This is a genomic window from Rhizobium tumorigenes, from assembly GCF_003240565.2.
Lineage (GTDB): Bacteria > Pseudomonadota > Alphaproteobacteria > Rhizobiales > Rhizobiaceae > Rhizobium > Rhizobium tumorigenes.
Window position 1 is genome coordinate 2,453,262 of the sequence record NZ_CP117255.1, and the last position, 13,309, is coordinate 2,466,570.

The following is a 13,309-nucleotide window of genomic DNA, read 5'->3' on the forward strand; positions in this document are numbered from 1 at the left end:
TCCCGTGGATCGGCAAGCGTCAACTCGATGACTACCTACACCGCTTGAAATCTTCGACCAACTCGTTCAGCAGCCATCTCGCCGCATTGCCGAGCGGTCGGTTTCGATTGCGGACAGCATAGATCGGGATTGAAACGGGAAGAACGCTGGAATCCTTCACATCGAGCCGGACGAGAGAGCCGTCCTGCAGATAACGTTCGACCAGATGGAGCGGCATGGAGCACCAGCCAAAGCCTGCCAAGAGAAACTCCAGTCGGCGGAGCATGTCCACGAACCGCCAGAAACGCGCGCTGACGACGCCATGGCTCGGCCCATCCGGCGCGTGTGGATCGGTCAGGATGAGTTGTACGTAGTCGGCCAGGGTCTCCCGGGTGATCTCCCGACTTTCAGTTGCAAGCGGGTGAGATGGAGCGACGACGGGAACGAGGGTGATCTTCGTCAGGACGTGCGCCTCGAGATCCTGTCCCGCTGTCGGAAAAAGCCCACAAAGCGAAATCATCGCCGACCCGTCGCGTACGCGTCGCTCTGCCGCCCAGATACTTTCGGTGAAGAGCGTCACGGGAAGATCGGGAAATGTCGACTGCAGCTTTGACAGGGTCCGCAGCACAGGGCCGGTAGGCGTCATGCTGTCGATGGCGATCGTCAGTTCCGGCTCGAGGCCGCCGGCGATGGCGCCTGCCGTTCTTTCGAACAGTTCTGCCTGTCGCAGAACCTGCCGCGCCTGCGCAACCAGCACACGCCCCGCTTCCGTCAACCGGGGCGAACGGCCGGATCGGTCGAACAGGAGCACCTGCTGCGTGGTTTCCAGCGTCCGGACCGTATTGCTGATCGCCGACTGGACCCGTCGCAGCTTCCTTCCAGCCGCGGAAAAGCTCCCCGTATCCGCGATCGTCACAAGCACCGTCAACTGGTCGAGCGTCAGGGACCCAATCATCATCTATCTCCATTAGAGATAGTTCGTATCACCAATCCATCGCTTTTCATACAGTCAGAAGCGTTTACGGTGGGCGCCAATCTCATCTGGAGCAGATAATATGAACACCACCACTCTAAACTCACCCCGAATCCTGACGATCTCGATCTGGATTTTGCGCGTCCTCGTCGCGTTGATGTTCCTCGCAGCAGCAACGATGAAGCTGACATCGCAGCCGATGATGGTTGCGGAATTCGAGCAGGTCGGCATCGGACAGTGGTTTCGCTTCCTGACAGGCGGCCTCGAACTGATCGGCGCTATCGCCGTGCTCGTCCCCCGGACATCCATCCTGGGAGCCCTGCTGCTTTTGCTCGTCGATGCCGGCGCTTTCGTCGCGCAGATAGCCGTCCTGCACATGGACTGGGTCCACACGATCGTCATCGGCGCAGTCATCGCCCTGCTGATCTATCTCCAGCGCCGGGCCACGGCCTAAGCTTTACCCACGCGGCAACTAGACGCCGCGCCGGTTTCCCCAGAGGATGACGTGGAGCTGTGGCAAGACGCGGGCGGCAAACCAGCCGTCCTCGGTCACCCGGTCGATAAGCCACAGCATCCTGTCGGTGATGCCGTCGAGATCGATGACGGCATTTTCCTCGGTTCCCTTCGGCGGCGTATGATTGCCGGGCTGAAGGTAGACCGGCAGATGCGGATGGCGCGCTGCCGCATCGCGTGCATAGGCATAGTCCGCATCGTCGAAGACGACGAATTTCAGCACGGTCTCCGGCCGACCGCCAGCTGCATCCAGACAGTGTTGCAAAGCATCCCAATCCGTATCCATGCCGCTCGACGGTGGCTTCGGACTGAGCACCAGCACGTCGAGATCGCTGAACCAGGGCTTGGCGATCGATCCCTGGGTCTCCAGTGCGAAGCGATAGCCTTCGCCATGTCCACGAGCGATCAGCGGTGCCAGCGGCTGGATGGCAGGATTGCCGCCCGACAGCGACACGGTGAGCGGACGATGTCCGGACAGTCGCCTCACCTCCTGCCAGATATCATCCACGGACATCGGCGCCCACGTGTCGCGAAAGGCGCTTTCAACCGCATGCAAACTGTCGCACCACGTACAGCGATAATCGCAGCCGCCGGTGCGCACGAAGACGGTGGGCAGGCCGATCAGCACGCCCTCCCCCTGGATCGTCGGCCCGAAGATCTCGCTGATGCGGATGGGTGTCTCGCTTTCCAGTCTCATGGCCGGTATTCCGCCCAGGTCTTCGGCGTCTCGCTGACCCTGACGGCCGATGTTTCCGGCAAGATAGCCCGGCACCAGTCAAAGAAGTGCTTCGCCAGATATTCAGACGTGACCGCATCATGGCCGAGCACATCGTTGAGATGCCGATGGTCAAAGGTATCGTCGATGTAGCGCTTCAGCGGGGCCAGTTCATGATAATCGCGCACGAAACCGTCTTCGTTGAGATCGGGCGACGAAAGCTCGACGATGACGATGTAGTTGTGGCCATGCAGGCGCGCACATTGGTGATCGGCAGGCAGCCGCGTCAGCTGATGCGAGGCCGAGAAATGAAATTCCTTGGTGATGCGAAACATGGCTACACCTCCGTCGCCCGGAAGGAGCCCGTGGCGGCAACCCAGAAGTCTGCATCCTCGTAGTCGGTAGGATCGACGACGCCGGCGATGGAAAAGGCTTCGCGCCGCTCGACGCAGGTGCCGCAACGACCGCAATGGCGCTCCCCGCCCTTGTAGCAGGACCATGTTTCGACGAACGGCGTGCCCTGCTTCACGCCATCTGTGACGATATCGGCCTTGGACACCGTGACATAGGGCGCCAGCAACGCCACGTCTGCATAGCCGTCGAGCGCTTCCGCCTGCATCCGCTGGAAGCTGTAGATGAAGCCCGGCCGGCAATCCGGATAGATGAAGTGATCGCCGCCATGCACTGCGACCGCGACTGCATCGGCCTTGCGGGCTGCCGCGACGCCGAAGGCAATCGCCAGCATGATGGCATTGCGATTGGGAACGATGGTGGATTTCATCGTTTCCTCGGCATAATGGCCGTCCGGCACCGCGATATTGTCGGTGAGAGCCGAGCCAGTGAGGTGGCGGCCTATGCCGCTGATGTCGATGATTTCATGCCAGACGCCGAGGCGCTGGGCGCAGGCGGCGGCAAAATCGAGTTCCTTGCGGTGTCTTTGACCGTAGTCGAAGGAGAGCAGTCCGAGGAGAGATCCCTCTGCGGCTGTTCTGTAGGCAAGCGAAACGGAATCCAGTCCGCCGGAGCAGACGACGATGGTTTTCATAACAGGTGTCCTTGTTTTTACCGGGTAGGCTGCGACCGGTTAGTTCAATGGGCGTTCTCTAGGGCAAACATCCTCAGCTGGAAACGGCTTTTTTACGACCTGCGACAAATCGTTTGTCGCAACTTCGTCGGCAACGGGTGTGCTTCCACCATCGGCTGGGCTATGCTGCGGTGGAACAGGGATGGGAAAAATAATGCTGGGTGGATTTGATATTGTCGTAATCGCGATCGTCGTGCTTGTCGTGCTGGTTCTGTTTGCCGGCATCAAGACGGTGCCGCAGGGCTATCGCTACACTATCGAGCGGTTCGGCCGCTACACGCGCACGCTGGAGCCGGGCCTGAACCTGATCCTGCCGTTCATCGAGCGCATCGGCACCCGGATGAATGTTATGGAGCAGGTGCTGGCCGTACCGACGCAGGAGGTCATCACCAAGGACAATGCCAGCGTGTCAGCCGATGCCGTGTGCTTTTACCAGGTGCTGAATGCCGCCCAGGCCGCCTACCAGGTGTCCAACCTCGAAAACGCCATTCTCAACCTGACGATGACCAACATCCGCTCTGTCATGGGCTCGATGGACCTCGACGAACTGCTGTCCAACCGCGAGATCATCAACGACAAGCTGCTGCGAGTCGTCGACGAGGCCGTTGGCCCCTGGGGCATCAAGGTGACCCGCGTCGAGATCAAGGATATCCAGCCACCCCGCGATCTCGTCGACGCCATGGGCCGGCAGATGAAGGCCGAGCGCGAAAAGCGTGCCCAGGTACTCGAGGCCGAAGGCTCGCGAAACGCCCAGATCCTGCGCGCCGAAGGCGCTAAGCAGGCGGCGATCCTGCAAGCGGAAGGCCAGCGCGAGGCCGCCTATCGCAATGCCGAAGCCCGGGAACGCCTAGCCGAAGCCGAGGCCAAGGCGACGCTCGTCGTCTCCAAGGCGATCGCTGCCGGCGACGTGCAGGCGATCAACTATTTCGTCGCCCAGAAATACACCGAGGCCCTGACGGCCATCGGCTCTGCCTCGAATTCGAAGATCGTGCTGATGCCGATGGAGGCATCCTCCATTCTGGGCTCGCTCGGCGGCATCGGCGCTATCGCCCGCGAAGTGTTCGGCGGCGAAGCACCGAGCAACCGACCCGCTGTCGAGCAAGCGCCTCGACCGCGCTCCACGCCGGCACGCACCACGCCGCTGGTCAACCCGCTGAACCCGCCGCGGGAGACCTGACGCATGCTGAGCGATCTGGTCGTCCAGCTCGGCCCCTGGAGTTGGTGGGTGCTCGGGCTGGGGCTGCTGGCGGCAGAGCTTCTCGTTCCCGGCGTATTTCTCGTCTGGATCGGACTTGCCGCAATCGTCGTCGGTGCCCTGTCGCTTGGCCTTTGGGAGGAGCGCATCTGGAGCTGGCAGTTGCAGATGCTGTTGTTTGCCGCTCTCGCCGTCGGCGCAGCGCTACTCGGACGACGGTATGTCTATCGCAAAAGGCATGAAACCGATGAGCCGTTTCTCAACCAGCGCAGCGCCGGTCTTGTCGGCCGCACCACGGTCCTCAACGAACCCATCGTCGAAGGGCGCGGACGCGTCAATCTCGACGATACCTACTGGAAGGTCATCGGCCCCGATCTGCCCGCAGGAACCCGCGTCAAGGTCATCGGCAGCGATGGCCGCCAGTTGACTGTGGAGCCTGCCTGATCAGGCGACCCCGATCCGCAAGAGATCGTGGAAATGCACGAGCCCGATGGGCCGGCGGTCTTCGTCGACCACCAGCAATGCCGAGATATTGTTGTTGTTGAGCACTGCCATTGCGCCTGTCGCAAACGTCGTTGCCCGCACCGTCTTCGGATCGGCGGTCATGATATCATCGACATTCAGCTCGGCGAGGCTCCGGCCCAGATTGCGCGCGATGTCGCCGTCTGTGACGATACCGCAGAGCCGTCCGTCAGCATCGAGCACGCCGACGCAACCGAAGCGCATCTTTGACAGCGTGCTGATCGCCTGCGGTAGCGGCGTACCTTGCGGCACGAGCGGCACACGCTCGCCGGTGTGCATGATATCGGCGACGTGGGTCAGGCTTGCGCCCAGCTTGCCACCGGGATGGAAGACGTGAAAGTCGCTTGCGGTAAAGCCCCGCGCTTCCATAAGCGCCACGGCGAGCGCATCGCCTATGGCCAGTTGCAGCAACGTCGATGTCGTCGGCGCCAGGCCATGCGGGCAGGCCTCCTGCTCCTTCGGCAGCAGCAGGACCACATCGGCTTCGCGGCCGAGCGAGGACGTCGCGCCAGAGGTGATGGCGATCAACGGCACAGAGAAGCGACGGCAATAGTTGAGGATGCCCTTGAGCTCGGCGGTCTCGCCGCCCCACGACATGGCAATGATCACATCGTCATGGGCAATCATGCCGAGATCGCCGTGATTGGCTTCGGCGGAATGCACGAAAAAGGCCGGCGTTCCCGTCGAGGCCAGCGTCGCCGCCAGCTTGACACCGACATGCCCGCTTTTGCCGACACCGGTAACGATGACGCGGCCGGTGATATCGCCGATCAGCGCCACGGCGCGTGAGAACGGCTCCGCCAGTCCATCGGCCAAGGCACGCTCCAGCGCCTCGAGGCCCCGTCTTTCGGTTTCGATGGTCCGCATCGCCGATTGGATTGCGCCGTTCTCGACCGGATTGAAAGCTCGCTTGTTCATGGCTACGGGTTAGCGCTTTTTGCCAAATCTGTCCATGCGAGAAAGCCGGCTAACACCCGCGCGCCGACACCGAGGCCGGCCTTTCGCAACGAAGCGTTAACCACATGCCTTTACGGTGGGTTAACGACTTCGAGCTTCCGGGCACGGGATAGCATGGCAATTGGCAAAGACAAGGGGGCTGACCACTCGCGCAGCGTGACGGCATATGCCGTCACGGCGGCGCTCGGTTGCGGCCTGTTGATGGCGCCGATGCAGTCGGCTGCGCAGGCTGTGAACCGAGCTGCCACCGCCACGACGCCCGTTGCTGCCGATCCGAATGCGCCCGTTACCCCAACGACGGATACGGCCGGCACCGCAACAGCAACCGCAACGGCTACGACACCGGACGTCAGGACGACCGACGCCGATGCCCGGCCCAATCCCCGGCTGGTGTTCGACGCTCCCGACACACTCAGGACGGGGTCGATCCTTGACGACGACATCGGCCGCGTGAACATGCGTGGCAGCGACCTGAATAGCCTGCGCTCCAAGGCAAGACCAACCGACGACCAGCAACTTGGCATAAAGCTCGGCACCTTCACGCTCCGACCTTCGGTCAACCAGACCTACAATGTCGAAACCAACAAGGGTGGCGGCACCAACGATCACCGAACCTACCTGCAGTCGGACTTCGAGAACACGCTGACATCGGACTGGGATCGCCACCAGCTGACGATCACCGGCAACGGCATCTGGCAGCGCAATGTCAGCGGCACCGGCGAGGAGCAGCCAAGCATCAACATCGGCGCCGACCTGCGCCTTGATCTTGCCGAACAGACCACGGCCCACCTGACAGGCGGATACAAGTTCTTCCGAGAGGACACCGACGATCCCAACGCGCTGAGCGGCGCGACAAAGCAATCCAATGTCAACGAGTACGATCTCGGCGCGTCTATAGAGCGCGACTTCGGCCTGCTGCGCGGCACGACCGCCGTGACCCTCGCCCGCACCGTCTATTCGGACGCTACTCTGGCGGATGGCACGCTGGTGTCGCTCAGCGATCGCAACCAGACGGCGGGCACATGGCGCGGTCGCATCGGCTATGAGCTGTCTCCGGCCCTCATCCCGTTTCTCGAGGTCCAGGTTGGCAAGGCGCTCTATGACGACGAGCGTGACAGCGCCGGCTATGAACGCTCGAACAGCAGCTATGGCGCAAAGGCTGGCGTACAGCTCGATCTTGGCGAAAAGCTGAGGGGCGAACTCGGGATAGGCTACCAGCATACCGGCTTCGACGACGCCCGGCTTGCGTCAATCGATTCGCCGACGGTGGATGGCAGCATCGCCTGGTCGCCGCAACGAGGTACGGATGTCAGCCTCGGTTTTGCGACAACGGTGCAGCCTTCGACCACCGCCGGCGAGAGCGGCTATGTCGCCTATCAGCTGACCGGCACGGTAGCCCATCAGATCCTCGACACCGTTACCGGTAAGATTACCGGCGGCACCACGTGGCGCAATTATACGGATGGCAGAACGACCAGCGACCAGCAGGTCTACGATGCTGCCCTCGGCTTGACGTGGGGAATAAATCGCTACCTCGATATGACCAGCAATATCGGCTACGAACTGACGACCCAGAATTCCGGCGACGATACGCGCCAATTCCGTGCGGGCCTGGGTTTGACTGTAAAACGGTAGAGACGTTCTGAAACGGGAGCCGCCCGCCCCGAGAGGCGAGCAGCACTTTGGTTGTTATTTCAGGGCTGCGAGCAGCGCCTTGAAACCGTCTTCGACGGTTGGACGGATATCGGCACGCGAAAGGGCGAAGGCGACGTTGGCGAGGATGAAGCCATCCTTGGCGCCGCAGTCGTAGGTTTCACCCTTGAAGTGGTAGCCAGCGAAATCCTGCTGCTTGGCAAGCTTCAGCATGCCGTCGGTCAGCTGGATCTCGTTGCCGGAACCGCGCTCCTGATGCTCGAGGATGTGGAATATCTCGGGCTGGAGAATGTACCGGCCGTTGATGAAGAAGTTCGACGGGGCAGAACCCTGAGGCGGCTTCTCGACCATTTCGGTCACCCGGAAGCCGTTACCGATGCTTTCGCCGACGCCGACGATGCCATATTTATGGGTCTGGTCCGGCGCGCATTCCTCGACGCCGATGACGTTGCCGCCGCTCTGCTCGTAGAGTTCGATCATGCTTTTCATGCAGCCGACATCGGATTGCATGACCATGTCGGGCAGCAACAGCGCAAACGGCTCGTCGCCAACGATTTCACGCGCGCACCAGACCGCGTGGCCGAGGCCGAGCGGCTCCTGCTGGCGGGTAAAGCTGGCCGTGCCGGCAATCGGCAGCAGGTTGTTGAGCAGCGTCAGCTCGGCCTTCTTGTTACGCTGGCGCAACGTCTGCTCGAGTTCGAACTGGATGTCGAAATAGTCTTCGATGACGTGCTTGCTGCGTCCGGTGACGAAGACAAAATGCTCGATGCCGGCTTCCATGGCCTCGTCTACGACGTACTGGATGACCGGCTTATCGACGACCGTTAGCATTTCCTTCGGTACTGCCTTTGTTGCCGGCAGAAACCGCGTTCCAAGACCAGCGACCGGAAACACAGCCTTACGTACTTTCTTATGCAGTCCCACACGTACCTCCTGGGCGATCCGCCCGTAGTTGATCAGGCAAACGAAGCCATCGCTAATTTAAAATTGCTACGATTTGGCGAAAGATGACCGCGGCCTCGTTGCATGGTAAAGATTTTGTTGACTTTGTTTGTCTAAACTTAAGCTTGGCCTATGCGGCGCAGTGCCGTTACGAGCCATCATGATGACGGACACGGCTTCTATGACCCAAGCTCGCAAACACTCCTTTTCTAGTCTCTCCCTCGCGGTTGCGGTTGGCGTTTTTGCGGGGCTAGCGCCCCATAACGCCTTTGCAGACACAGGGTTCCGGAAGTGGATCACCGGTTTTTACGACACAGCCGAAAAAAGCGGCATCAGCAAGGCGACCTATCAGAGGGCCTTCGCCGGCGTGAACGACCCGGATCCGACCGTACTGGAAAAAGCCGGCTCTCAAGCCGAGTTCACGACGCAAATTTGGGACTATATGGACTCCCGCGTCAACCCCTATACCGTTGAAGTCGGTCGAAAAATGGCGTCCAAATACGGGACGACGCTGCGGACGATCGAAAAGCAATATGGCGTAGACCGTAACATTCTCCTCGCCATCTGGTCGATGGAATCCAATTATGGTGCAGTTCTGGAGAAGGATGAGCGGCTGCATTACGTGCCCCGCGCTCTCGCGACACTTGCCTACGCCGACCGCAAGCGTGCCAAATATGCCCGCACGCAGCTGATCGCCGCGCTGAAGATCCTGCAGAGGGGTGAAGTGTCTCCGGATAACCTGACGGGATCCTGGGCCGGCGCCATGGGCCACACCCAATTCATTCCGACGAGCTACCTTCTCTACGCCGTCGACGAAGACGGTAACGGCCGCCGCGACATCTGGCATTCCGTCCCAGACGCCCTTGCGACATCGGCAAACCTGCTGATGAAGAATGGCTGGCAGACGGGCAAGACATGGGGCTACGAGGTGGTCGTTCCAAAGGGGGGCAGTGCCCAGGCCGGCAAGACCCATACGCTGAAGGAATGGGCGGCACTCGGTTTCGCAAAGCCGGACGGCAAGGCATTCCGCCTCTTAACCGATCGTGCCCAGCTGAAAATGCCCGGCGGCGCCAACGGTCCCGGCTTCCTGATGACCAACAATTTCTTCACCATCAAGCGCTACAACGCCGCCGACAGCTACGCCATCGCCGTTGGCATGCTGGCGGACGAGATTGCCGGCTATGGCGGCATGCGCCAATCCTGGCCCCGGCCATCGGGCGCCCTCGACGTCAAGCAGAAGTTCGAACTCCAGACGCGACTGAAATCGCTCGGTTATTACGATGGCATCGTCGACGGCAATTTCGGTTCCGGTTCGAAGGCAGCCATCGCAGCAGTCCAGGGCCGGCTGGGGCTCGGCGCCGATGGCGAGCCGTCGATGGAATTGCTGAAGGCATTGCGCCGCTAGCACCCGCCGTGCCGTTCCGCCAGTGTCGCCCAATATCCCGGAGACGAGTAGGATGCGATCCCGGATGATCCACTCGCTGAAGACGGCAAGAGAAGTCGCGAGGCGGCTCGTTGCAGCGTTTGCGGCGGGCTGCCTTGTGCTTGTGATGGTGATTCCCGCAAGCGCCCAGCAGCGCTACGAGCGACGCACGCTCATGGACTTCTTCTTCGGCCGGCAAGCTCCGCCAGAACGCCAGCCCCGGTATGACGAATATCCCTCACAACCCCGCCGCCAGCCTCGCCCCCCGAAGAGGGCCGCACCGCCAGTGGCGAAAGCAACGAATGCGAGGCCCGATACGCCGCAGCCGACTGCCAAGCTTGACACCGCAAAGACAGTGCTCGTAGTCGGCGACTTTCTCGCCACGGGCCTCGGCGACGGTCTGCAAGACGCATTTTCTGCCTCCCCGGGCGTCGCCATCCAGACGCGCGGCAATATCGCCTCCGGCCTGGTGCGTACCGATTACTACGACTGGCAGGCGCAACTGCCGAAGATGCTGGATGCCTTGAAGCCGGCCGTCGTGGTCGTTACCATCGGCGCAAACGACCGCCAGCAAATGATCGCGCCTGGCCTCAACGAGAAATTCGGCAGCGATATCTGGTCGCTCGCCTACGAGGAGCGGGTCCAGGCCTTCGCAAAGCTTGTCAGCGCACGCCACATCCCGCTTCTCTGGGTCGGTCTTCCGCCATTCGGCTCCGACGACATGACCGCGGATGTCGTCAAGCTCAACCAGATCTACCAGAGCCAGGTGGAAAGCACCGGCGGCGAGTTTGTCGATCTCTGGGGTGGTTTTACCGATGATGATGGCAAGTTCATCGTCACCGGTTCCGACATCAACGGCCAGCAGGTGCGCCTGCGCACTGCCGATGGCGTCAATATGACCGATGCCGGCCGGCGCAAGATGGCCTTCTACGCCGAAAAGCCGATCCGCAGGCTACTCGGAGATCAGGCAAGCCCCGATATCGTGCGCCTCGACACGGATACGACGATTGATCCGGCTACGATGCCCGAGAAAGAAACTGTTGCGCCGGAAACCCGCACCCCTCCCATCAGCCTTTCCGACCCCGAGCTGGATGGCGGGTCGGTGCTTCTCGGAAATGCGGCACCCTCCACCTCTGGCCCGCCATCGCCGCGCGACCTGCTCGTCGAGAAGGGCGAAATCGCCCCCGCGCCTGCAGGCCGCGTCGACGATTACAGGTTGCCTGACGGGACGAAGCCCTGACCGCGTCGAAATTTACGTTTTGGAGCGTTCGGCCAGCACAACGAGACACGCCTCGAAGGCTGTGAGGTCCGAGTAGAGCCGGCCAGCATCGGCTGCATGCACGGCAATATGGCCACCGCGACGCTCGATGCCACCATGCAGCATGAGGTTTTCGATCATCTCGAAATCCTCCAGGGACATCCCGTCCGGGCCGCGCTTGCGTCCGTCGGCTCCTTCACGGATATCACCGGCATAAAAATCGCTGGTTCTGGCAAAGTGGTTGGCGGTCATGTTTGTATAGGCGGCAACCAGCTTTCCCTGCGCGCACATGTAGCCGAGTTCGAAGGCCGTGCCGACATCGGCGGCAATGCCGCGAAACGGCGTCAGGTTGGCAATCACGCCATCCGCGCGGTTCATCATGTCCTCGTCCACAGCGCTGATCTTCAGGCCGAATACATGGCGGGTCGGCGCCGGCTCGATCGAGATATCGCCGGGGCAGATCGGTTCGAAACCGTAGGTGCGGGTCAGTGCCGCCTTGGCATCGAGGACTTCGCGGGCGTTGGGAAGGAAAACCTCCGGCCCTGCAAGGTAGAGTTTCAAAGCCATGTCCGAGTTTCCGCTAAAGAGCTGACAACAAGAAAACAGCCCGGCGAACCGGGCTGCCAGGGAGACAATGCATCAGGCAGGAAGAACGGTGCTTCCCATCAACGCCTCGTCGATGGCGCGTGCCGCCTGGCGGCCTTCGCGGATGGCCCAGACGACCAGCGACTGGCCGCGACGCACATCGCCGGCAGTCCAGAGCTTGTCGACCGAGGTGCGGTAGTCCTTGTCGTTGGCAACGACGTTGGTCGATCCGCGACGGTCGGTGTTGACTGTCATCTTGCCTTCCATCTCCTTCAGCACACCGTCTGCAAAGGGTCCGCGGAAACCGATGGCGATAAAGGCGAGATCGGCGCGGATGACGAATTCCGTACCGGGTATCGGCTTGCGCTTGTCATCGACTTCGCAGCACTTGACGCCTGTCAGCACGCCGTCCTCGCCGACGAATTCAAGCGTCGCCACCTGGAATTCGCGAACCGCACCTTCTGCCTGGCTCGAGGATGTGCGCATCTTGGTCGCCCAGAACGGCCAGACGGCGAGCTTGTCTTCCTTTTCCGGCGGCTGCGGGCGGATGTCGAGTTGGCTGACCCGGACCGCGCCATGGCGGAAGGCCGTGCCGACGCAGTCCGATGCCGTATCGCCGCCACCGACGACGACGACATGCTTGCCGCCGGCAAGGATCGGATCGGACGGCCAGCCGACGCTGTCGATATTTTCACGGCCGATGCGGCGGTTCTGCTGCACCAGATACGGCATGGCATCGTGGACGCCGAACAATTCTGTGCCGGGCACGCCGCTTTCGCGCGGCGTTTCGGAGCCGCCGCAATAAAGCACGGCATCGTGCTCGGCGATGAGCTTCTCGACCGGCAGATCGACGCCGACATTGGCGCTGTAATGGAAGGTGACGCCTTCGCCGGTCATTTGCTCGACGCGGCGGTCGATGAAGTTCTTCTCCATCTTGAAGTCCGGAATGCCGTAGCGCAGCAGTCCGCCGGCCTTGGATTCCCGCTCATAGACATGGACCTCATGGCCGGCACGACCGAGTTGCTGGGCGGCAGCAAGTCCAGCCGGGCCCGATCCGATGATCGCGACCTTCCGGCCGGTATGGACCGTCGCCGGCTGCGGCCGGATGAAGCCAAGTTCATAGGCCTTGTCGGCAATCGCCTGTTCAACCGTCTTGATGGCGACCGGCGCATCCTCGAGGTTCAGCGTGCAGGCTTCCTCGCAAGGCGCGGGGCAGACGCGGCCGGTGAATTCCGGGAAGTTGTTGGTCGAATGCAGGTTGCGGATCGCCTCTTCCCAGTTGTTGTTATAGACAAGGTCGTTCCAGTCGGGGATCTGGTTGTGCACCGGGCAGCCGGTCGGTCCGTGGCAATAGGGGATGCCACAGTCCATGCAGCGGGCGGCCTGTTTCTGGACCTCGGGATCCGACATCGGGATTGTGAATTCGCGGAAATGACGAATACGATCGGACGCCGGCTGGTACTTGCCAACCTGCCGGTCAATTTCCATAAATCCTGTAACCTTACCCATA

14 protein-coding genes are annotated in these 13,309 nt (G+C 61.5%); 6 read left to right on the forward strand and 8 right to left on the reverse strand.

The window, feature by feature from the left end; all coding sequences use genetic code 11:
• Positions 1-31 precede the first annotated feature (31 nt).
• Positions 32-937, reverse strand: coding sequence for a LysR family transcriptional regulator (locus PR017_RS12025; protein WP_206423230.1), 906 nt, complete (start codon positions 935-937; stop codon positions 32-34).
• A 97-nt stretch (positions 938-1,034) separates the two neighbouring features.
• Here PR017_RS12025 and PR017_RS12030 point away from each other — a divergent pair, with 97 nt between their 5' ends.
• Positions 1,035-1,406: a DoxX family protein gene (locus PR017_RS12030; RefSeq protein ID WP_111222337.1), complete on the forward strand. Its 372-nt coding sequence runs from the start codon at positions 1,035-1,037 to the stop codon at positions 1,404-1,406.
• Positions 1,407-1,424: 18 nt separating this feature from the next.
• On the opposite strand, the gene queE is transcribed toward PR017_RS12030, so the two are convergent.
• The 3 genes from queE to queC are packed head-to-tail and all read right to left on the reverse strand — an operon-like array spanning position 1,425 to position 3,225.
• A complete protein-coding gene (gene queE / locus PR017_RS12035; RefSeq protein WP_111222336.1) occupies positions 1,425-2,162 on the reverse strand; it encodes a 7-carboxy-7-deazaguanine synthase QueE in 738 nt (245 codons plus the stop codon).
• On the reverse strand, positions 2,159-2,515 hold the full coding sequence (gene queD, locus PR017_RS12040; RefSeq protein ID WP_111222335.1) for a 6-carboxytetrahydropterin synthase QueD: 357 nt from the start codon (positions 2,513-2,515) through the stop codon (positions 2,159-2,161). The genes queE and queD overlap by 4 nt, the downstream gene beginning before the upstream one ends.
• A 2-nt stretch (positions 2,516-2,517) precedes the next feature.
• Positions 2,518-3,225: a 7-cyano-7-deazaguanine synthase QueC gene (gene queC / locus PR017_RS12045; protein ID WP_111222334.1), complete on the reverse strand. Its 708-nt coding sequence runs from the start codon at positions 3,223-3,225 to the stop codon at positions 2,518-2,520.
• Positions 3,226-3,415: 190 nt separating this feature from the next.
• Here queC and PR017_RS12050 point away from each other — a divergent pair, with 190 nt between their 5' ends.
• Both PR017_RS12050 and PR017_RS12055 read left to right on the forward strand, forming a co-directional pair.
• Positions 3,416-4,441, forward strand: coding sequence for an SPFH domain-containing protein (locus PR017_RS12050; protein ID WP_111222975.1), 1,026 nt, complete (start codon positions 3,416-3,418; stop codon positions 4,439-4,441).
• Between the two features lie 3 nt (positions 4,442-4,444).
• Positions 4,445-4,903, forward strand: coding sequence for an NfeD family protein (locus tag PR017_RS12055; protein WP_111222333.1), 459 nt, complete (start codon positions 4,445-4,447; stop codon positions 4,901-4,903).
• Here the strand turns inward: PR017_RS12055 and PR017_RS12060 are convergent, their stop codons facing one another.
• Positions 4,904-5,899: a KpsF/GutQ family sugar-phosphate isomerase gene (locus PR017_RS12060; RefSeq protein ID WP_111222332.1), complete on the reverse strand. Its 996-nt coding sequence runs from the start codon at positions 5,897-5,899 to the stop codon at positions 4,904-4,906.
• 153 nt (positions 5,900-6,052) lie between these two features.
• Here PR017_RS12060 and PR017_RS12065 point away from each other — a divergent pair, with 153 nt between their 5' ends.
• Positions 6,053-7,573, forward strand: coding sequence for an outer membrane beta-barrel protein (locus PR017_RS12065; protein ID WP_111222331.1), 1,521 nt, complete (start codon positions 6,053-6,055; stop codon positions 7,571-7,573).
• 54 nt (positions 7,574-7,627) lie between these two features.
• On the opposite strand, the gene galU is transcribed toward PR017_RS12065, so the two are convergent.
• Positions 7,628-8,515 (reverse strand): UTP--glucose-1-phosphate uridylyltransferase GalU, encoded by an 888-nt coding sequence (gene galU / locus PR017_RS12070; RefSeq protein WP_142830588.1) that lies wholly within the window; start codon positions 8,513-8,515, stop codon positions 7,628-7,630.
• Between the two features lie 199 nt (positions 8,516-8,714).
• Here galU and PR017_RS12075 point away from each other — a divergent pair, with 199 nt between their 5' ends.
• Both PR017_RS12075 and PR017_RS12080 read left to right on the forward strand, forming a co-directional pair.
• Positions 8,715-9,938 (forward strand): lytic murein transglycosylase, encoded by a 1,224-nt coding sequence (locus PR017_RS12075; RefSeq protein ID WP_111220942.1) that lies wholly within the window; start codon positions 8,715-8,717, stop codon positions 9,936-9,938.
• 52 nt (positions 9,939-9,990) lie between these two features.
• Positions 9,991-11,196, forward strand: a complete 1,206-nt coding sequence (locus PR017_RS12080) for an SGNH/GDSL hydrolase family protein (protein WP_111220941.1) — start codon at positions 9,991-9,993, stop codon at positions 11,194-11,196.
• Positions 11,197-11,208: 12 nt separating this feature from the next.
• Here PR017_RS12080 and PR017_RS12085 read toward each other — a convergent pair whose 3' ends face one another.
• Positions 11,209-11,781, reverse strand: a complete 573-nt coding sequence (locus PR017_RS12085) for a nucleoside 2-deoxyribosyltransferase (RefSeq protein WP_111220940.1) — start codon at positions 11,779-11,781, stop codon at positions 11,209-11,211.
• Positions 11,782-11,853: 72 nt separating this feature from the next.
• Positions 11,854-13,308 (reverse strand): glutamate synthase subunit beta, encoded by a 1,455-nt coding sequence (locus PR017_RS12090; RefSeq protein ID WP_111220939.1) that lies wholly within the window; start codon positions 13,306-13,308, stop codon positions 11,854-11,856.
• Between the last annotated feature and the right edge of the window lies 1 nt (position 13,309).